Origin of the sequence: Streptosporangium sp. NBC_01810, assembly GCF_035917355.1 — a bacterium.
Taxonomy (GTDB): Bacteria; Actinomycetota; Actinomycetes; order Streptosporangiales; family Streptosporangiaceae; genus Streptosporangium.
This window is the reverse complement of the sequence record NZ_CP109070.1, coordinates 113,523-133,437: the sequence shown is the minus strand read 5'-3', so window position 1 is coordinate 133,437 and position 19,915 is coordinate 113,523. Positions and strand designations below refer to the sequence as shown.

The window sequence follows — 19,915 nt, the reverse complement described above, 5'->3', positions numbered from 1 at the left end:
TTCATCTAGTATCGGATACTGAGACGGGACGACTCGTGAGCGATGTCGCTGTGGTGGCAGTTGGCGGGAACGCCCTGACCCGAGCAGATCAGGAGGGCACCCCCGAACAGATCGAGGACAATGCCGCCCAGATGGCTGAGGGGATCGCAAATCTATGCGATGCGGGATGGAGAGTGGTCGTCGTTCATGGTAATGGCCCCCAGGTCGGCAACCTGTCCATCCAGCAGGAGGGAGGAGCCGATCTCGTGCCGCCCCAGCCGTTGCACGCCCTGAACGCGATGTCCCAGGGGCAGCTGGGCAGCGTCCTGGTACGCGCGATCGACTCCATCCGGGGCGCCGACACGGCGGTCGCCCTCATCTCACACATGACCGTGGACTCCAAGGACCCGGCATTCGAGACGCCGACCAAGCCCATCGGCCCGTTCTTCACCAAGGCGCAGGCATTCACCCTGGCCGAGGAGCGTGGATGGAACATGCAGGAGGACGCCGGACGCGGATACCGGCGGGTGGTCGCCTCTCCTCGCCCCCTGGAGATGCTGGAGTCGTCCTCCATCGAGACCCTGCTCACGGCCGGCAAGGTCGTGCTGGCCGCCGGAGGTGGCGGCATCGCCGTATCGCGTGAGGACGGCGGACGCTACCGGGGCGTCGACGCCGTGATCGACAAGGACTCGGCGGCCGTCCGCCTCGCCCGGTCCGTCAAGGCCGCGGTGATGATCCTGGTGACCGGGGTCGACGCGGTCTCCATCGACTTCGGGACCCCACAGGCCCGGGTGATCCACGAGCTGCCCCTCGCCCTCGCGGAGAAGTACCTGGCGGAAGGCCAGTTCCCCGCCGGCAGCATGGGACCGAAGGTGCGGGCGGGGATCGACTTCGTCCGTGACGGCGGCGAGGCGGCCGTCATCACATCCGCGGAGCACATGCTCCAAGCACTGGATCCGGCGGGCAAGGTCGGCACCCGCATTCTTCCCGAGACAGCTATGAGCATCGCATGAACACAACGAACCACATCGCCCGAGTCCGCGTCGTCCGCGGCACGTACTGCGACTCGCTACGCCTGCTCGTCGCCACCTCGGTCATGTCCGAAGGTAAGGACGTCTCCTGGGCCGGCGCGGTCATGGCCACCCCCTCGGGGCGCGAGAGCCTCGCCGCCGAGGGGTTCGGCGAGGAGGTCACCGGTGCCGTCGGCTCCAACGACCTCGTTCTCGCCGTGCGCGCGAGCGATGAGACCGCGGCGGAGGCCGCTCTCGACTCCGGCGCCGAGAGCGCGTACGCGGAGGCATCGGCCGAGCAGGGTGGCGCCGTCGCCGCGCCCCGGTCCACGGCGCGAGCCGTGGAGCAGATGCCGGACGCCTCCGTGGCGATCATCTCCGTGCCGGGGGACTACGCGGCGCTGGAAGCTCACCACGCGCTCTCCGAAGGGCTGCACGTCCTGCTGTTCAGCGACAACGTGCCGGTCGAAGAGGAGGCGGAGCTCAAGAAACGCGCGAACGAGCTCGGCCTGCTGGTGATGGGGCCCGGCGCCGGCACCGCGGTGATCTCGGGTGTCGGCCTCGGCTTCGCGAACGCGGTACGCCGGGGGCCGGTCGGCGTCGTCGCGGCCGCGGGTACCGGGGCACAGGAGGTCTCGGCACTGCTCGATCGCTGGGGCGTCGGCGTCTCACACGTGATCGGCGTCGGTGGCCGTGACCTGTCGGAGAGCATCGGCGGGCGGATGGCGAGGGCGGCCGTACGCGCTCTCGACGAGGACCCCGCCACCAAGGCGATCCTGCTGGTGTCCAAGCCGCCCAGCGAGGCGGTCGCCCGCGACGTGCTGAGCCAGTGCACGTCCACCCCGGCGGTGGCCACCTTCCTCGGTCTCACCGAGCTGGAGACGCCCCCCGGCGTGAAGATGGCACGGACGCTGGAGGAGGGCGCGCTCGCCGCCGCACAGCTGGTGGGCACGACGCCGGCGACGACGTCGGAGGGGGTGCGCAGGCAGGTGGAGGACAGGCTCGCCGGGCTGAGCGACGAGCGGCGCACCATCCGCGGGTACTACTCCGGCGGAACGCTGTGCTACGAGGCCCAACTGATCATCGGAGAGCTGCTCGGGAACGTGTACTCCAACGAGCCGCTCCTGCCCGGCCATACGCTTCCGGCTCCCCCCCACACGCACGTGCTGCTCGACCTCGGCGCGGAGGAGTACACCGTCGGCCGGCCCCACCCGATGATCGATCCCAGTACCCGTCTGGAGATCATGCGCCGCGAGGCTCGCGACCCGGATGTCGCGGTGGTACTGCTCGACGTCGTGCTCGGCTACGGCTCGCACGAGGACCCGGCAGGACAGCTGGCACCGGTCCTCCAGGAGATCATGGCGGAGGGCGGCCCCCGTGTCGTCGCCTACGTCCTCGGCTCCGGCGCCGATCCACAGGGCTACGCCGGGCAACGCGCCGCACTTGAGCGGATCGGCTGTCTGGTGACCGAGACCGCGGCACGCGCCGCATACGCCGCGGCGGCGATCGCGAGCCGCCGACCCGAGATCGCAGAGGTGCACCGGTGACCGAGAGCCCCAGTCTGCCGCCCGTCGCCCTGGTCACCTACAGCACGAAGCCGCGGGGCGGAGTCGCACACACGCTCGCGCTGGGCGAGGCTCTGCACGCTCTCGGCCAGGAGGTTCTGATCGTCGGCCTCGGGGACCCGGAGCAGGGATTCTTCCGGCCGGTCGCCGCCCCGACCCATGTCGTCCCCGCTCCCACCACCCTCGGGGGGCTTGAGGAGAAGGTGGCGGCGAACATCGACGCGCTCGAGACCGCCCTGACGGACATCGCCCCCACGCACCCCATCCTGCACACGCAGGACTGCATCTCGGCGCGTGCGGCGGCGCGGGTGCGAGACGCCGGGATTCCCAGCAGGGTCGTCCGCACAGTCCACCATGTCGACGACTTCGACAGCGAGTCCCTGATGGACTGCCAGACCCGGGCCATCCTCGAACCGGACCGGATCCTCGTGGTGACCCGGATCTGGGAACACATCCTGCGGCAGGAGTACGGTGTCCGCGCGGACGTCGTGCCCAACGGGGTGGACACTCGCCGATACCGTCAGGCCTCACCGGAACTGGTGGCGCGGCTACGCGCCCGCGTCGGCGCGAGCGACCGTCCGATGCTGCTGGCCGTCGGCGGGATCGAGCCGCGCAAGGGCACGGACACCCTGGTGGCCGCCCTGTCCAGGCTGGTCAAGAAGCGCACCCCGGCACCGGTGCTCACGGTGCTCGGCGGCCACTCCTTCCAGGACCACCGTGCCTACCGGGACAGGGTACTGGCGAGCCTCGACGCCCTCGATCTGACCCTGGGCAAGGACATCATCGAGCTCGGCACCGTCCCCGAGGACGAGATGGCGGCCTGGTACGCGGCAGCTGACGTGCTGGCGTTCCCCTCGGTGAAGGAGGGGTTCGGCCTGGCCGCGCTGGAGGCGATGGCGGCCGGCGTTCCCGTGGTCACCAGCGACCTCCCCGTGTTCCGCGAGTGGCTGGTTCCCGGCCGCGACGCCCTTCTGGTCCCCCTCGGTGACCCCGAGGCACTGGCGGACGCCCTCTCGGACGCCCTGGACGACCAGGACCTGCGCACCCGGCTACGTGCCGCGGCACTGCGACTGGCGGACAGGTACACCTGGACGGCGAGCGCCCGGCGACACCTCAAGATATACGCGGAGATTCCCCCGGTCGCGCCCTGACCCGTTGCCCGGTCTTCTTCTACTGCCGGGCACCGGACCGGTCTCCCCGCCGGTGTGGCGGCCCCGCCCCCGTCCGGTGGGGTGGACACCGGGCGGGACCGCCAGGAGGTCAGCGGGCCTCGTGGCGCCGCTGGCAGGCGATGCAGTACCGGGCGAGCGGACGGATCTTCAGTCTCTCGAAGGGAATGTCCGCGTCGCAGCCGACGCACCGGCCGTAGGTGTCGGCGGCGAGGCTCTCCAGGGCACGCCTGGTCTCCGCGAGATCCCGGCCGGCGACGGCGATGGCGACGAGCACATCCTGCCGGGACGAGACCTCCTCATCCTCCACAGAGGCTTCGAGCTCGTTCAACCGGGTGGTACGCCACAGGAGCTGCTCGTCCAGCTCCTCGCGGATGATCCGGACCTGCACGCTGCTGAGGCGGGTGCCCTCACTACTGACTGACATGATCGGAAGTCCTTTCCAAAGCTGAGAACGCCAAGCGGCGCATGTGACCGCGCTCGTCGTCGAGTCCGCCCGCCGGGGCCTGGTCGCGGCCCTGCGGGCATGGCGTGAAACGGGCCGGGGTACGGCCCGATGGAACCTGCGGGGGTGTCGGCCTCAATGGCGGCGTTCGCGAAGCCGCGGCCGTTCCGCGGCTCTGTCCGATGACACAAGGACACGGGGACACAAGGACACGGGGACACGGGGACACAAGGACACGGCGGGCGGCAGAGCGCGCACCGGGATGTTCGGTGAACACCGGCGCGCGTACGCCACCCTCCGGTCGAGCGCGTGGCCCGGCAGGTGGTGAAGGGGAATGGATCGGCTAGCTCAGGGGCGGGCTGCGCGAGCCCGAGGTCCGGTGGGTGGCCAGCTGTGGGCTGCGTACCATGTCCGGATCCCGCCACGCGGGGGACAGGAGCGGTAGCAGGTTCGCCAGATCGGAGACGGACCGCTGGTACAGCCGCCGGAAGGCCGGCATGTGCTCGAAGGCGCCGGCGGATGCCCGCGGCATGGTCGACGACTGTTCCAGCCAGTTCCCTGGCTCCCAGACATCGCCGATCACTCCGGCGGACCGCTGGGCGGGACCGCTGCCGTACGAGGCCGGAGCCAGGGCGGCGAGCAGGAGGGCGGCCAGAACCAAGCCCACCACCACGGACAGGGCGGTGGACTCACGTGGGGTTCGCCACGAGGTCGCCATGATGCTGACCATAGCCCAACCAGGGGAAACAGGCACATGCCCAGCCCGGTGCTCGGGCAAGCGGGAGTTCAGCAGGTGCCAAGGCGGACGCGTCAGGCTGTTCCGTATGTCATTCCTACCGAGAACCCACAAGATCCCCTCGGGCGTGAAACATGAGCGGTTCCACATCCGGCCCATCACGGTGCACGACACGGTGCGCGACTTCGACGCCGTGATGAGCAGCGCCGCCCGGCTGCGGGAGCACTTCCCGCTGTGGGGCGGCTGGCCGCTCGACGACATGACGCTGGAGGACAACCTGATCGATCTGGCCTGGCACCAGAAGGAGGCACTGCTGCGCAGGTCGTTCAACTACGCGGTGATGAGCCCGGAGGGATCTCGCCTGCTCGGGTGCGTCTACATCGATCCCCCGGAGAAGCGGGGGGCCGACGCCGACGTGTCGTTCTGGGTACGGGCCGACGAGGAGGGCACGGGCCTGGAGGAGGAACTGGATCCGGTGATCCGCACCTGGTTGCGCGAGGCGTGGCCGTACGCCTCGGTCCGCTGGCCTGGCAGGGAGATCTCCTGGCAGGAGTGGGATCTCCTGCCCGACGCGCCCTGAGGCCTGTCCGGTGAGTCATGAGAGCCGGACCAGGGCGGCAAGGTTCCACCGAGGATCCACCGCCGGATGTGGTTTGCCGGTCGGCCCGCCCCGGGTCCGCCCCTCGTGCCGGCCTCCTTCGCCGCCTTGTTCCGGTTGTTCAGTCGCTGACCCGGCTGCGGTTCTGGAAGAGGAGATCGGCGTACTCCGGGTGGCGGCTGATCCAGGCCAGGTAGAAGGGGCAGACGGCCGGCACACTCAGCCCCGCCTCCCGCGCCGCGTCCGGGGAGACGCGAACGAGCGACGGCCGCCGGTCGATGAACCGGCGGCCGTGCGAACGTCAGACGGGGTCAGCGAGCGTCGCGGACCTTCAACTTCTCCTTGCGGAAGTTGTCGCCCTTGCCGTCAGGCTTGTAGCCGTTCTCGACGTTGCCGGCGATGTCGACGGCGAACCAGCGCACCTCGGTGGTCTTGTCGACCGTGATCTGCTGTGCGCCCTCGCGCATTCCCGCGGCGGCGAGCTTGGTGGAGCTCAGCGTCGGGCGGCTGCCGTCCAGCGTGTAGTACACGTTGGCGGGCTCGTCGGTCTTGAAAGTGAAGGTGGCCGAGGTGCTGGTCCGCCCCGTCACGCTCAGCTCCGACTTCGGCTGCTCGTTGTCGTCGGAGAAGGAGCCGGCGACCTCCAGGATGCCGATCTGACCGGCGGCGAACTCCATCGCCTCCTCGTGGCCCTCGGTGAACGGCGGCTGGAAGCCGACCGCCTGGAAGCGCTTGGTCTCCGGGTGGTAGATGTCCGCGCCGACCTCGAAGTCCCAGCCGATGATGCCCCGGTTGTACCAGTGCTCGTCGGCGCTGTTACCGGCCGCGGAGTACAGCACGTCCGGCACCGGGCCGGTGCGCCCCGGCCAGATCGCCGTACCACGCCAGGACTGGACCGCGGAGAGGATGCGGTCGGAGGCCTTCCAGAAGAAGTTCTCCATGCCGTAGTCGACCCTCGGCAGCAGCTCGCGCCCGGCGGCCTTGTAGGCACCCGGAGGCCACATGAAGTAGCCGCCGTAGGAGTGCGTGTTCATCGCGAACTTGATGTTCGGGAACCGGGTGGTGAGCCAGACCTGGTTGCGCGCCTCAGGCTCGGACAGCTCGGCCGGGCCGGCGAAGGTGTCGCTGGTACAGGTGGTCGAGGCGCCGCTGTAGCCGTCGAACACCGAACCGACCGAGAAGTTACGGTTCAGGTCCACGCCCCAGGAGTTGCGCCGCGCCGGGTCGCCATTGGTCACGTCGCAGTGGTTGAACATGTTGCGGCGCTGCATGTTGTAGTCGTACATGCTGTAGTGCCCGCCGTCGGGGTTGGACGTGGGCACGATGAAGATGTCGAGGTCGTCGACCAGCTTCCTGGTCTGCCCGTCACCGGCGTAGTTGCGCAGCAGCCGCTCGGCGGTCTCCAGGCAGACCAGCGGGGTCACCCATTCGCGGGCGTGCTCCTGGCAGTAGAGGAACACGCCGGTCTTCGAACCGTCGCGCTTCTTGCCGATGCGCAGCGCCTTCATCTGGAACGGATCACGCGAGACGGTGGCCGGCGCCTTGAGGTTGTCGGTCAGCTTCGTCACCGCGGCGGCGGCGACGAGGCCGGTGCCGGCGTTGCCCCGGTAGGTGGCGGCGGTCAGCAGCGCCGACGCCGCGGCGTCGGCGTTGAGCGCCGTGACCACCTGGACGGCGGTGCTGTTGATCGCACCGGACGCGTCGGTGCCGAGGTTGACCAGGACGTCCTTGCCGCTCACCGAGACGCTCGGCGCGACCGAGGCGGCGTCCGGTTTCACCAGGGCGACGCTGATGTCGTTGCCGCCCTGGTGCCCGTAGGCCTTCGAGCTCACGTAGAACGTGCTCGCCGCGACCGTGCCGAACTGGGCCTGCGCCGGTCGGCGGTAGCCGTTCGTCTTGTTGGGCAGGTCGACGATCTGGCTGATCTTCGGGAACTCCGCGGCCAGGGCGGTGATCCGGTTGGTGAGCTCGGTGGGGTCCATGTAGCGGTCGACGAAGTCCGCGACGTAGTGCTTGCTCGGAGCCTTGCGCCTCTCCCCCAGCCACTTGGTCACCGGGACCGTGACCGAGCCGCCCCGGTTGCCGGTGATCGTGACCTTGGTGGGAACCGCGGTGAGGGCGAGAGGCGAGTTGAACCGGTGGTACATGTACTGGCCGGCGTCGGTGAAGCGCGACATCGTCGTGGTGCCGCCCGAGTCGGGGGCGGTCTTCTTTCCGCTGTCCCAGGTGGCGGTGAGCACGGTCTGCGCGTCGGTGGCGCTCGACTTCACCTCCACCGAGAGGAAGTGCTTGCCGTCGAGGCTGGTGAACCACTCGGCGCGGAGCGGGGTGAGCCTGTCGACGTCCGCCGCCGCCTCCGCCGCCTTCGTGAGCGCCTCCTGCCGCGTGGCCCGGTTCTCGGCCACATCGGTCTGGTCGGAGATGGCACCGCGCACGTCGAAGCCGAGGACGCGTAGTTCCTGAGCCTCCTCGGGGCTCAGTACGGCGTGCACCTCCAGCCCCTCGTCGACGGGTCTCTTGTACTCCGCGAGGTCGACGCCCATGGTGTTGAGCCGGTCGACGGCCTCCTGGTCGGGGACGAGGACGCGCAGCAGCGCCACACCGTTCTGCTCTGTGCTGGACTCCCGGTCGGGTGCCACCTCACTGGCCTGCGGGGCCGGGTCGGCCAGCACGGGCATCGCGCTGAGGCTGAAGGCAAGGGGCAGGGCGAGTACGGCCGCGGCGCGACCGACTCTCCTCCCGTTGAGGGGGCTCCTCATGAAAGATTCCTCCAGTTCGCGCACACCCCAGGTAGTTGGTCATTCTGGAATGAAGTGCGCAATTGGCAAGAATCCTCACCAGAGGCCAAATATTCACCAAGGCCCCAAAAGGTCATACCAGGCACACTTAAATGCTGTAAGCAAATATTCACATGAAGGTTATATATGACTTATGCCATTCAGTCCGGGGCTGTGGTATATAGCAAAGATCAATAGCCTGTCAAGTAAGTACATCACGTAATTGATGGCTGACCAGGCGGTTTATAGCCTTTAGTAGCCGAATGTCGCTATCGCGACCGGACGCGCTCCCAGCGATCGGCGAGGCGCCCCGAGCGGCCGGGGCGGCCCCCAAGGCCCTCGCAGCACAAGAAGGCCATCAAAGTTCCACAAACCTCAGTAACACCCACCAAAAACGCAATACGCCTTTAGACCCGCCACCCCCCTCCTCGATCGCTACCCTTCGCAATTAAAAGTCAACGGTGAGTAAAGAGGACGTTCATGGGGCGAAGGTTGATCGTGACGGCGATCGCGGGGGCGGGGGTGGCCGTCGTCGCCGGCGCACTGCTGTTCGTCTCCGGCGAGCAGGGGTCGCAGGCGGCGAGGTCCGTCCCGCAGATGCCCGCGCGAGAGGATCCGCTGACCGGTCAGGAGGTCGCCCGGGCCACCACGATCGCGTCGGCGGGCTCCAGATCGCACATGGCCGCAGGGCGGATCAAGCTGCTCTACGTGGAGCGCGACGACGACAAGGACATCTCGGACCGCCGACGCGCCGACGCGTACCTCTACGACTACGGCAGCGACAGGCTCATCGTGCGGACCGTCGACCTCGGCCAGGGCACCGTCGTGCGGGAGACCGTGGCGCGGGGGGTGCAGCCGCCGCCGTCGAAGGAGGAGGAGACGACGGCCGCCGGGCTCCTGCTGGCCCACCCCGGATACGGCAAGGTCGCGCGCGAGGCGTACGCCAGGGCGGGGGGCGGGCGGCTGGGGTCGGCGGCGGACCTGGGGCTGCGCGGGCTGATCTTCACCCCGTCCGGCGAGAAGGGACCGGCCAGGCGATGTGAGGTCCACCGGTGCCTGCGGCTGTTCGTCCGGCTGCCCGACGGCACCTGGCTGGACACCAGCCGGCTCGTCGTCGACCTGTCCGCCAAGAAGATCCACACCCTGGAGTGGTAATCAGTGTTCCTCCGCCTCGCCCTCTCCTGCGCCCTGCTCGCCGGAGCCCTCACCGCACCGCGGTACGCACCGATACCGCCGATCCCCGCACCCGGCGCCCCCTCCGGCGCTCCGTCCGGCGCACTGTCCGGCGCCCCCTCCGGCGCTCCGGCTGGGGCGGCCGCCACGCAGCCCGCGACGGCACCGTGCAACGCGCCGTACCGGATCGACAAGACCCTGCCCAACGGGGCGCGCTGGCAGCTGTGCTGGGAGATGCGCAACGTCGAGGGGCTGACCCTGACCAGGGTCGTCTACACGCCGAGGAACCAGCGGGCGATCGCCGTGCTGCGCAGCACCTCGCTGGCCCAGATCCACGTGCCCTACGACAGGGGCCGGCCGCGCTACCACGACATCGGATCGCTGGGCTACACCGCCGTCCCGCTGCGGGCGGCCGACTGCCCGCTCGGCGAGCGTCGCGAGCAGTTCGTCTGCGTGACGACCAGGGCCCGCGGCCACGCGTACCTGAAGTCGGTCCCCGACCAGCCGAACCTGACCGCCCAGGGGCGTGACCTGGTGGTGTTCGCCGCCTTCCAGGTCGGCTGGTACACCTACCTGGCCGAATGGGCCTTCTCCGACGACGGCACGATCACCCCGCGGGTGGGGGCCACCGGGTCACTCGCCGGATTCACCACCACGCCGGAGCACGGCTGGCCCATCGGGGTGGGCGACGACAAGTTCGAGGCGAGCCACACGCACAACATCTTCTGGCGCCTGGACTTCGACGTGGCGGGCCGGGCCGACGACGTCGTGGAGCAGTACGACTTCAGCGGCTCGGGCACCGCGAGCCGGCGGATCGAGCGGACGACGTTCACCACCGAGGCCAAGGCCGTCAGCAGGCCGATGCGCTGGTGGCGGGTGGTGGACCGCAAGGTGCGCAACGCCGACGGGCACCGCGTCTCCTGGGAGATCAACAACTCCGACAGCGCCCAGTACCGGGGCCCCGCCGACGAGGCCTTCACCCGGGCCGATCTCTACGTCACCGACTACCGCTCCTGCGAGCGCCTGGCGAGCGTCAACCCGACCCCCCAGTGTGCCAAGTCCGTCGACCGCTACACCAACGGCGAGCGACTGACCGACCCGGTCCTGTGGGTCAACGTCGGCTACCACCACGTCCCCCGCGACGAGGACGCCGACCCCATGCCGAGCCACTGGCAGGGCTTCCGCATCACCCCCCGCGACGTCACCGCCAAGAACCCGTACTGACGCCGCCGAGAACCTCCGCCCGGCACCTTCAAAAGCCCGCGCCCGGCACCACCGAGAACCCGTGCCCGGCACCTTCAAAAGCCCGTGCCGGGCACCGCCAAGGGTCCGTGCCCGGCGCCTCCGATGGCTGGAAACGGTCGGCGGAGCGCGTTCCGACCTACCCATATAACCGACAAATCGCTACTTTTATCTCACCCAGATCTGCACGTTTTCCCGACACGCATGGTGATAGCGGACATGGGCATGGGTTGGGACACCCGAATAGGGCAAGGTAGGGGCTATCGATCTACAGGAGTAGCCATGAACGCGCACTTGGATCTGGACCGACTCGCGGGCGGAGCGCACCACGATCCGCACTCGATCCTCGGGGCGCACCAGGAGCCCGAGGGTGTGACGATAAGGACGCTGCGCCCGCTGGCGCAGCAGGTCGAGGCGCTCGTGGACGGCGAGGCCCACAACATGAGGCACGTGGCCCACGGCGTTTTCGCGGTGACGCTCCCCGGCCGCGACAAGATTCCCGACTACCGGCTCCGGATCACCTACCCCGGTGCCGAGCCCTACGAGACGACCGACCCCTACCGGCACTGGCCCACGCTGGGCGAGGTGGACCTGCACCTCATCGGCGAGGGGCGCCACGAGCGGCTCTGGGAGACCCTCGGCGCGCGGGTCATCCGGCACGAGGACACCGATGGCACGGCCTTCGCCGTGTGGGCGCCCAACGCCCGCGGCGTCCGGGTCATCGGCGACTTCAACCTCTGGGACGGCGGCGCGTACCCCATGCGCTCGCTCGGCAGGTCGGGCGTGTGGGAGCTGTTCATCCCCGGCCTCGGCCCCGGCGACCGTTACAAGTTCAGCATCCTCGGCGCGGACGGGATCTGGCGGGCCAAGGCCGACCCGATGGCCCGGCGTACCGAGACGCCGCCCGCGACCGCGTCGGTGATCGACAAGTCGGAGTACACCTGGCGGGACGAGGAGTGGATGCGGCGCCGCGCGGACAGCGTCGCGGTGCGGGAGCCGATGAGCGTCTACGAGGTGCACCTCGGCTCGTGGCGGCCCGGCCTGTCGTACCGGGAGCTGGCCGTCGAGCTGGTCGACTACGTGGTGGACATGGGCTTCACGCACGTGGAGTTCATGCCGGTGGCCGAGCATCCGTTCGGCGGCTCCTGGGGCTACCAGGTGACGTCCTACTACGCGCCGACCGCCCGTTTCGGCTCCCCCGACGACTTCCGCCACCTGGTCGACAGCCTGCACGAGGCGGGCATCGGAGTGCTGGTCGACTGGGTGCCCGCGCACTTCCCGATGGACGACTGGGCGCTGGCCAGGTTCGACGGCACCCCGCTGTACGAACACGCCGACCCCGCGCGGGGCGAGCACCCGGAGTGGGGCACCTACATCTTCGACTTCGGCCGCAGGGAGGTGCGCAACTTCCTGGTCGCCAACGCGGTGTACTGGCTGCGCGAGTTCCACGTCGACGGGCTGCGCGTCGACGCGGTGGCCTCGATGCTCTACCTGGACTACTCGCGGCGCGAGGGCGAGTGGACGCCGAACGAGTACGGCGGCAGGGAGAACCTCGACGCGGTCGAGTTCCTCAAGGAGATGAACGCGGTCGTCTACCGCGAGGCGCCGGGCATCGTCACCGTCGCCGAGGAGTCGACCGCGTGGCCGGGCGTCTCACGCCCGGTGCACCTGGGCGGGCTCGGCTTCGGGTTCAAGTGGAACATGGGCTGGATGCACGACACGCTCGCCTATCTCAAGCACGAGCCGGTCTTCCGCCAGTATCACCACCACCAGATGACGTTCTCGCTGATGTACGCGTACTCGGAGAACTTCATGCTGCCGCTGTCGCACGACGAGGTGGTGCACGGCAAGGGGTCACTGCTCGGCAAGATGCCCGGCGACGAGTGGCAGCGGTTCGCGAACCTGCGCACGCTGTTCGCCTTCATGTGGGCCCACCCCGGCAAGCAGCTGCTGTTCATGGGCGGTGAGTTCGGCCAGGGCTCGGAGTGGTCGGAGGAGCGCGGGCTCGACTGGTGGATGCTCGGCTTCGACGGGCACAAGGGGGTGCAGCGGCTGGTCCGCGACCTCAACCGGGTCTACAAGGACTCTCCCGCCCTGTGGAGCGTGGACGCCTCCCCGGCAGGGTTCCGCTGGATCGACGCCGACGACGCGCTGGGCAACGTGTTCTCCTTCCTCCGCTACGCAGAGGACGGCTCGGCGGTGGCCTGCGTGGCCAACTTCTCCGGCGCCCCGCACGATGACTACCGCCTCGGTCTGCCCTTCCCCGGCCAGTGGGAGGAGGTGCTCAACACCGACGCCTACGACTACGCGGGCAGCGGCGTGGGCAACCTCGGCGCCGTCGAGGCCGTCGAGGAGCAGCGCCACGGCCTGCCGTACTCCACCACGCTGCGTGTCCCGCCGCTGGGCGCCCTCTGGCTGCGCCACCCCGGCGCACCGGAGTCCACGACGGAGCCCGCGGTGGAGATCGTTCAGGCCGCCGACGAAACGCTCTGACCAGTGCGGATGGTGAGAAATTTCTCACCATCCGCACTACTAGAGATCATCTTCCGAAGTTCCGGCCGCGACCGGCAAGATAGCCGAGCTCAACATCCGGCCCCGCCGAACCCCCGGCTTCCGAAGCCTCGCCGATGTCTGCGATTCACCACCGGGCACGGCGGCGCACCGGCCGGGGGCATCCTGGGTGTCGGCAGCGCAACCTCGGGGCACGCCGTGTTCTCGATCGCGGTGCGCGACGTGGCGGCCGTGTGCGCGGCGGTCGAACGGCTCGGCGGCACGGTGGTGCTCCAGCAAGCGGCCTCCGGCGATGGACCTGCGAACGCCTATCTACGCGACCCCGCCGGCAACCTGTTCGGGGTGTTCTCTCCTCCCACCCTGGCGTGAGCCCCAGCAGCAGGGGGCTGAGCGGCTCACTCCAGAAGACCGCCGCGGACTCAGCCCCCTGTTCACCACCCGCTTCCCCGAAACCTTAAATCGGCCTTATATCCGTGAACGAGGCATTGACCGTCGGCAAAGGAGAACCTACGCCCTGAAATCAATAGGAAACTTTCCTATTAGTACGGGAGCTTGGAACTCTCTGACCTGGAGCGACCCTTGCGACGAATTGCCATCGGCTCCTTCATCGCAGCGGCGGCGCTGCTGATTCCCCTGGGGATCGGCACCGCGACGGCCGCCACACCCGCAACCGCGACGTACTCGACCGCCTCCGACTGGGGCTCCGGCTTCGAGGGCAAGGTCATCGTCAAGGCCGGCACGAGCGCACTGACGAGTTGGCGGGTCGAATTCGACCTCCCCGCCGGCAAGTCGATCAGCTCGGCCTGGGACGCGGACATGACCAAGAGCGGGAACCACTACACCTTCGTCAACAAGTCGTGGAACGGCGCGCTGGCGGCGGGCGCCTCGGTGAGCTTCGGCTTCAACGGCGCGCCCGGCGGGGTGTCCGGCGTGCTCAACTGCACGCTGAACGGCGCCACCTGCGACGGCACCGGCGGCCCCGACCCGACGCCCACGCCGACCCCGACCGTCGACCCCACGCCCACCCCCACGCCCACCCCCACGCCGACCCCGACCGTCGACTTCAACCAGCTCCGCAAGCTGAAGAAGGCGTACCCGAACATCAAGGTGCTCTTCTCCATCGGTGGCTGGACCTGGTCCGGTGGCTTCACCCAGGCCGCGGCCAACCCGACCGCGTTCGCCAACTCCTGCTGAGGACTACAAGGTCCTCAAGACCAAGTGCCCGGCCACCGGCACCGTCGCCGGCACCGCCTACGGCTTCTGCAACGGCCAGTGGTGGGGCTACGACACCCCCGCCACCATCACCGGCAAGATGACCTACGCCAAGAACCAGGGTCTGGGCGGCGCGTTCTTCTGGGAGACCAGCGGCGACACCGCCAACGGTGAGCTCATTACCGCGATGTCCAACGGACTCAAGTAATATTTCGATCACTCGGCCCTCCGTGTGCGTCACGCCGCGGGGGGCCGAGCATTTTTCCGAGAAGATCCTCAAAATCCGGGGCAAAGTATTCACTCGGCGCATACGGCTGTTTAGACTCCGAAACGCCCGTTTGATCCCCCGGAGGACGTGTGCGAGTTCGAGCCCTCGTGGCCATGGCGCTGGTTTTCAGCATCGCCCCTGCGGTACCCGCCCTCGCCGAGAACTCTCCGGCTCCCCCAAGCGCCTCCGCGAGTCCGTCCCCCGCCCCGGATGAAACCGGCGGTCAGGAGACGCCCGCCGACGTACCGGCCCCTCCCGCCGACGGCGAGGCCCAGCCCGGTGACGGCGGGACCCCACCCGGTGAAAGCGGGACCCAGCCTGGTGACGGCGGGACCCCACCCGGTGACGGCGGGACCCAGCCTGGTGAAGGCGCCCCGCCTGGTGAAGGCGCCCCGCCTGGTGAAGGCGCCCCGCCTGGTGAAGGCGAGGCCCAGCCGAAGCTGGAGGCGGGGCTCGCCTCGGAAAGCGAGGGGGCCCGGGTGATCGTTGAGCTGGCGGCCCCCGAGGAGGCGGCGCCGGTCGCCGGGGAGGCGGAGCGACTCCCCGACGCCCAGGTCGTCCTCGAACCCTCCGGTACCTCGTTCATCGTGGTCGAGGGCAGCGGCGAGTCGCTCGCCAAACTGGCCGAGGACCCGCGCGTCCTGTCCATCCGCCGCGACCGTACCTACTCCCCCGCCTCGCTGGGTTCGCTGGGCTCGTTGGGCTCACTGGCCTCCAGCCTGCAGGTGATCGGCGCGGACAAGGCACACGCCGCCGGGACCAAGGGGGCGGGCCAGACGATCGCGATCATTGACACCGGGATCGACGCCGACCACCCCGACTTCGGGGGCAAGGTCGTGGAGCAGGCCTGCTTCTCCGCGACGGACGAGGGCGCGCAGTCCCTGTGCCCCAACGGGCAGACGAGCGACCCCGGATCCGCCGACGCCGAGACCCCCGCCTGCGTCCACGGGCAGGTCAATCTCTGCGACCACGGCACCCACGTGGCGGGCATCGCCCACGCCGTCGCCCCCGACGCGGACATCGTGGCGATCCAGGTCTTCAGCAGGTTCAACGACTGCGACGACGCGGGCGGAGCCTGCCTGAGCGCGTTCGAGTCCACCATCCTGCTCGCCCTGGAGCACGTCGCGAAACTCAAGGAGGGCGGCAGGAACGTCGCCGCGGTGAACCTCAGCCTCGGCGGCGGCCTCTACGAGAGTGCCTGCGACGCCGAGCCCGAGGTGGCGTTGTTGAAGAGCAGGATCGACGACCTTCGCGCCAGGGGCGTGGCCGTGGTGGCCGCCGCCGGGAACGAGGGCGTGGTCGGTGCCGGGGCCCCCGGCTGCCTCTCCGGCGCGGTGACCGTGGGCGCGACGGGCGACGACGACAACATCCCCTACTGGTCCAACCACGGCTCCGTGCTCGACCTCTTCGCCCCCGGCCTTGAGATCGACTCCGCGGTGCCGGGCGGCGGCCACCAGGTCTACAGCGGCACCTCGATGTCCACCCCGTTCATCACCGGCGCCCTGGCGCTGATGGCCCAGAAGGCCCCGGGTACCCCGGACGCGCTGGAGGCCGCGCTGAAGACCGCGGGCCGGCCGGTCGTCTACGTCGGCGTGACCACCCCCCGCCTCGACTTGAACGCCGCGATCGCCGGGGGCACCCCTGGTGCCCCCGTCACTCCCCCCGCCCCTGAGATTCCCTCCGACGACCCGGGCGAGGATCCCACCGACGACCCCGACCCGGAAACCGGCACGGAGCCCAGCCCGGAACCGAGTTCGGGTCCCGCACCCACACCCACGCCGACCGACCCGGTACCGACGCCGATCCCGCTGCCGACGGTGACGGTCACCGTGACGGTGACCGTTCCCCCGGCGACGGCTCCCACGGTGTGCACGCGCGGCAAGTCCGCGAAGACGCTGACCGCCGCGCAGTGGGCGACGGAGATCAGCCGGGGCAAGGGGACGATCCCGGACGCGACGCTCGGCTGCTACCTCGGCCTGGTGAGCAAGGCAAGCAAGGTCTTCTCCGAGGTCACCCGCGCCTCCACCCTGGGCACCGCGTACAAGGTGCTCAAGCCGGCCAAGAAGACGTCGAAGGCCAAGCTGGAGAGCGAACTGCTGGCCGCCTGGCTGAACTGGGCGAACGGCGGGGTGAACTTCACCGCGAAGATCAAGGAGACGGCGACGCTGAAGACGGTCCTCACCTCGGTGGAGAAGCAACGCCTGAAGGGCACCTCTCCCGCCGCGTCCACCTCGCTGCTCAAGAAGAAGGTGAACGCCCGCCGGGCCGCGTGAATCTCGCCACACCCCACAAGCCCGGCACCGCCGGTGAAGGGCCGCCATATCGCTTGCCCGGAAAGCGGCGAACCTCCACCGATCCGCATAAGCCCGGTATGTGTCGCTTAGGGTGAAGGACATGGACGCGACCAAGGTGATCATCGATACCGTCGACCGGTTCAAGCAGCGGCGTACCGCTCCACTGGTCCTTGAACTCGACCTCACCGAAGGTCTGACCGACGCTCCCCCGTCGGATCCGCTGGGCGCCATCCTCGCGATGCGCAAGACGAGCCTGGCCGACGTACTGGCCGGGCTCAAGCGTGCCAGGAAGGACGACCGGGTCAAGGCCCTGATCGTCAAGATCGGCACCCAGTCACCGGGGCTCGCGGTCGTCCAGGAGCTCCGCCAGGCCGTCGCCCTCTTCCGGGCCTCGGGCAAGCTGACCGTCGCGTTCGCCGAGAGCTTCGGCGAGTTCAGCGGGGGCACCGTCCCCTACTACCTGGCCAGCGCCTTCGAGCGGGTCTACCTCCAGCCGTCCGGTGACGTCGGGCTCACCGGCGTCGCGATGGAGCAGCGCTTCCTGCGGGGTGCGCTCGGCAAGCTCGGCGTCGAGTACCAGCTCGGCCAGCGGCACGAGTACAAGACGGCCGCCAACACCTTCACCCATGACCACATGACCGACGCCCACCGCGAGTCGATGGGCCGCATCACCGAGTCGGTCACCGAGCAGGTCGTGGCGGGTGTCGCCGAGGGGCGCGCGCTGGAGCCCGCCAGGGTACGCGAGCTGATCGACCAGGGCCCGTTCATCGGCTCCGAGGCCGTCGACGCCGGGCTCGTCGACCGGATGGCCTACCGCGACGAGGTCTACGACGAGGTCAAGCAGGCCGTCGGCGACAACGCGCTGCTGCTGTACGTCGGCCGCTACGCCAAGGCGCTGACCGCGAAGAAGCTCCCGCACCCGGGCGAGCAGGCCGTCGCGCTGGTCCGCGGCAACGGCGCGATCCGGCTCGGCCGCAGCGGCCGCAGCCCGATGGGCGGTGGTGGCGCGATGGGCTCCGACACCATCTGCGCCGCACTGCGCGCCGCCCGCCGCGACGACAGCGTCAAGGCGGTCGTCTTCCGGGTCGACAGCCCCGGCGGCTCGTACGTGGCCTCCGACGCCATCTGGCGCGAGGTCGTACTCACCCGCAAGGCCGGCAAGCCCATCGTGATCTCGATGGGCGACCTGGCCGCCTCCGGCGGATACATGGTCTCGATGGCCGCCGACGTCATCGTGGCCCAGCCGGGCACGCTCACCGGCTCCATCGGCGTGTTCGGCGGCAAGGCGGTCATCGGCGGCCTGCTGGAGAAGATCGGCGTCACCTCGGAGATCGTCGGCGAAGGTGCCAACTCCGGGATGTTCTCCCCCACGAACGCCTTCTCCGAGGCGCAGTGGGCGCGGATCAACGCCTGGCTCGACCGGGTCTACGACGACTTCGTGAACAAGGTCGCCGAGGGTCGCGGCCTGACCCGCGAGCGCGCCCACGAGCTGGCCAAGGGCCGGGTCTGGACCGGGGCCGACGCCCTGGAGAACGGACTCGTCGACGAGCTCGGCGGCCTGGAGGACGCCCTGGCCGTGGCCCGCAGGAAGGCCGGCCTGCCCGTCGACGCCCCGGTGCGCGCCTACCCCAGGCTCAACCCACTGGAGCGGCTGCGCCCCGCGGAGTCCAGCGAGGACAAGGCCGCCGCGCTGGCCCGAGTCCGCGTGGAGGCGTGGGGCCCGCTCGCCCATCTCGCCGGCGAGCTGGGCCTGCCCTCGTACGGCCCGCTCATCCTGCCGGGTTCGTGGACGATCCGCTGACCTTCTTCACCGAGAGAGCCGCCCCGTTCGGACGGGGCGGCTCTCTTGCCCGTACGAAAAGGACGAGCGGCGACCCACCAGGTCAGCGGTAGCGGCTCCGGTAACGCGACAGCGGCGGAACGGACGTGTCGACGTAGTCGATCCCGAGGACCCTGGCGATGAAGAGCGTGTGATCCCCGGCCGGGACGACCTTGACCGTCTCGGCCTCCAGCGCGGTGACGCCGCCGTCCACGATGAGGGCCCCGCTCAGCTCGCCCCGGTGATGCGGCGTGCCCGCGAGCAGCAACCTGGCACCGGGACGGCCCGCGGTCGCAAACCGGCTGGCGATCGCCTTCTGCCCGGCCGACAGCACGCTGGCGGCCCAGCGGTCGTGCCGGAGCAGCAACTCGTTGAGGTATCCGGCGTTGTCCAGGCTCACCATCACCAGCGGCGGATCCAGCGAGATCGAGGTGAGCGTGGCGACCGTCGTCCCCACGTCATCCCGCTCGTCCTTCACCGTGACGACCGTCACCCCGGTCACCACCTGGGCCATGGACTCGACGAACTCGTTCATGCGGCAATCATCCCGGAGCCGGGCAGATGCTCCGCCACCGCCCGGCAAGGCCGCCGTCTCAGATTTTTGCCGGGCAGGACCGTGACGGCACCAGGCGATGTCGATCTTGACCGTATCCGGTCACAATCTTCCCGCCACGCCCGTCGCCGGTGATGCGATGTCCTCATCATTAGCGGATGCCCGAAAACATGGCTTTCGCCATTGTTTCTCATGTATGCCGCCGCCCCTCACCAGGCGTGAACTGGGCTTTTAAGAAAACCGCTCCCAGGCGAACCGCGCGAGACGACCGAAGGTGATCACACCTTTCCTCTGCATCGTCGTTTTTATCTCATCACTCCACGACTATGCGTCATATCTCACTCACGTGTTCGATATCCCACCTCCCCAAACCTGACCATCGCGCTCTTTATTTGTTCCTTATGTAGATCTTGCGGACTTAAGTGATCTATATGTACTTTTTGATCGTTTGCTTGCACCTGATGCACTCTGAACCGTCAGCTCCGGTCTCGTCCGGTTTCCATGACGGGCTGGGGTAACGCGGGGACGCTCGTTCTCGCGCTGACGTGTTCGGAGGATGACGGC

17 protein-coding genes are annotated in these 19,915 nt (G+C 69.2%); 12 read left to right on the top strand and 5 right to left on the bottom strand.

Annotated elements, in window-relative coordinates:
* Positions 1 to 35 precede the first annotated feature (35 nt).
* From OIE13_RS00605 to OIE13_RS00595, 3 genes are read left to right on the top strand one after another with little or no spacing between them, the layout of a single operon-like run.
* Positions 36 to 992 (top strand): carbamate kinase, encoded by a 957-nt coding sequence (locus tag OIE13_RS00605; RefSeq protein ID WP_326644189.1) that lies wholly within the window; start codon positions 36 to 38, stop codon positions 990 to 992.
* Complete coding sequence (locus tag OIE13_RS00600; protein ID WP_326644191.1) at positions 989 to 2,536, top strand: FdrA family protein; 1,548 nt, start codon at positions 989 to 991, stop codon at positions 2,534 to 2,536. The genes OIE13_RS00605 and OIE13_RS00600 overlap by 4 nt, the downstream gene beginning before the upstream one ends.
* A complete protein-coding gene (locus tag OIE13_RS00595; protein ID WP_326644193.1) occupies positions 2,533 to 3,705 on the top strand; it encodes an MSMEG_0565 family glycosyltransferase in 1,173 nt (390 codons plus the stop codon). The genes OIE13_RS00600 and OIE13_RS00595 overlap by 4 nt, the downstream gene beginning before the upstream one ends.
* A 109-nt stretch (positions 3,706 to 3,814) precedes the next feature.
* On the opposite strand, the gene OIE13_RS00590 is transcribed toward OIE13_RS00595, so the two are convergent.
* Together OIE13_RS00590 and OIE13_RS00585 are read right to left on the bottom strand one after the other, a co-directional pair.
* On the bottom strand, positions 3,815 to 4,150 hold the full coding sequence (locus OIE13_RS00590) for a TraR/DksA family transcriptional regulator (RefSeq protein WP_326644195.1): 336 nt from the start codon (positions 4,148 to 4,150) through the stop codon (positions 3,815 to 3,817).
* Positions 4,151 to 4,511: 361 nt separating this feature from the next.
* On the bottom strand, positions 4,512 to 4,886 hold the full coding sequence (locus OIE13_RS00585; protein ID WP_326829386.1) for a hypothetical protein: 375 nt from the start codon (positions 4,884 to 4,886) through the stop codon (positions 4,512 to 4,514).
* Positions 4,887 to 5,031: 145 nt separating this feature from the next.
* Here OIE13_RS00585 and OIE13_RS00580 point away from each other — a divergent pair, with 145 nt between their 5' ends.
* On the top strand, positions 5,032 to 5,484 hold the full coding sequence (locus OIE13_RS00580) for a GNAT family N-acetyltransferase (RefSeq protein ID WP_326644198.1): 453 nt from the start codon (positions 5,032 to 5,034) through the stop codon (positions 5,482 to 5,484).
* 139 nt (positions 5,485 to 5,623) lie between these two features.
* Here OIE13_RS00580 and OIE13_RS00575 read toward each other — a convergent pair whose 3' ends face one another.
* Positions 5,624 to 5,782: an N-acetyltransferase gene (locus OIE13_RS00575; protein ID WP_326646886.1), complete on the bottom strand. Its 159-nt coding sequence runs from the start codon at positions 5,780 to 5,782 to the stop codon at positions 5,624 to 5,626.
* 31 nt (positions 5,783 to 5,813) lie between these two features.
* The gene (locus tag OIE13_RS00570) at positions 5,814 to 8,261 is read right to left on the bottom strand and encodes a M14 family metallopeptidase (RefSeq protein ID WP_326644200.1); all 2,448 of its coding nucleotides are present in this window, start codon (positions 8,259 to 8,261) and stop codon (positions 5,814 to 5,816) included.
* A 498-nt stretch (positions 8,262 to 8,759) separates the two neighbouring features.
* Between OIE13_RS00570 and OIE13_RS00565 the strand changes: the two genes are divergently transcribed.
* The 8 genes from OIE13_RS00565 (at position 8,760) to sppA (ending at position 18,780) form a co-directional block, all read left to right on the top strand.
* A complete protein-coding gene (locus OIE13_RS00565) occupies positions 8,760 to 9,434 on the top strand; it encodes a hypothetical protein (protein WP_326644201.1) in 675 nt (224 codons plus the stop codon).
* 3 nt (positions 9,435 to 9,437) lie between these two features.
* Positions 9,438 to 10,676: a copper amine oxidase gene (locus OIE13_RS00560; RefSeq protein WP_326644203.1), complete on the top strand. Its 1,239-nt coding sequence runs from the start codon at positions 9,438 to 9,440 to the stop codon at positions 10,674 to 10,676.
* Positions 10,677 to 10,976: 300 nt separating this feature from the next.
* Positions 10,977 to 13,187, top strand: a complete 2,211-nt coding sequence (gene glgB / locus OIE13_RS00555) for a 1,4-alpha-glucan branching protein GlgB (protein ID WP_326829385.1) — start codon at positions 10,977 to 10,979, stop codon at positions 13,185 to 13,187.
* 216 nt (positions 13,188 to 13,403) lie between these two features.
* Positions 13,404 to 13,574 (top strand): VOC family protein, encoded by a 171-nt coding sequence (locus OIE13_RS00550; RefSeq protein WP_326644206.1) that lies wholly within the window; start codon positions 13,404 to 13,406, stop codon positions 13,572 to 13,574.
* A 210-nt stretch (positions 13,575 to 13,784) separates the two neighbouring features.
* A complete protein-coding gene (locus tag OIE13_RS00545; protein WP_326829384.1) occupies positions 13,785 to 14,399 on the top strand; it encodes a cellulose binding domain-containing protein in 615 nt (204 codons plus the stop codon).
* Entirely contained in the window at positions 14,347 to 14,625 is a 279-nt protein-coding gene (locus OIE13_RS00540; RefSeq protein ID WP_326644210.1) for a glycosyl hydrolase family 18 protein, read from the top strand. Before OIE13_RS00545 ends, OIE13_RS00540 begins: the two co-directional genes overlap by 53 nt.
* 539 nt (positions 14,626 to 15,164) lie before the next feature.
* Entirely contained in the window at positions 15,165 to 16,958 is a 1,794-nt protein-coding gene (locus OIE13_RS00535; protein WP_326829383.1) for a S8 family peptidase, read from the top strand.
* 121 nt (positions 16,959 to 17,079) lie between these two features.
* Positions 17,080 to 18,780: a signal peptide peptidase SppA gene (gene sppA, locus OIE13_RS00530; protein ID WP_326829382.1), complete on the top strand. Its 1,701-nt coding sequence runs from the start codon at positions 17,080 to 17,082 to the stop codon at positions 18,778 to 18,780.
* Positions 18,781 to 18,862: 82 nt separating this feature from the next.
* Here sppA and OIE13_RS00525 read toward each other — a convergent pair whose 3' ends face one another.
* On the bottom strand, positions 18,863 to 19,333 hold the full coding sequence (locus tag OIE13_RS00525) for a flavin reductase family protein (RefSeq protein WP_326644216.1): 471 nt from the start codon (positions 19,331 to 19,333) through the stop codon (positions 18,863 to 18,865).
* Between the last annotated feature and the right edge of the window lie 582 nt (positions 19,334 to 19,915).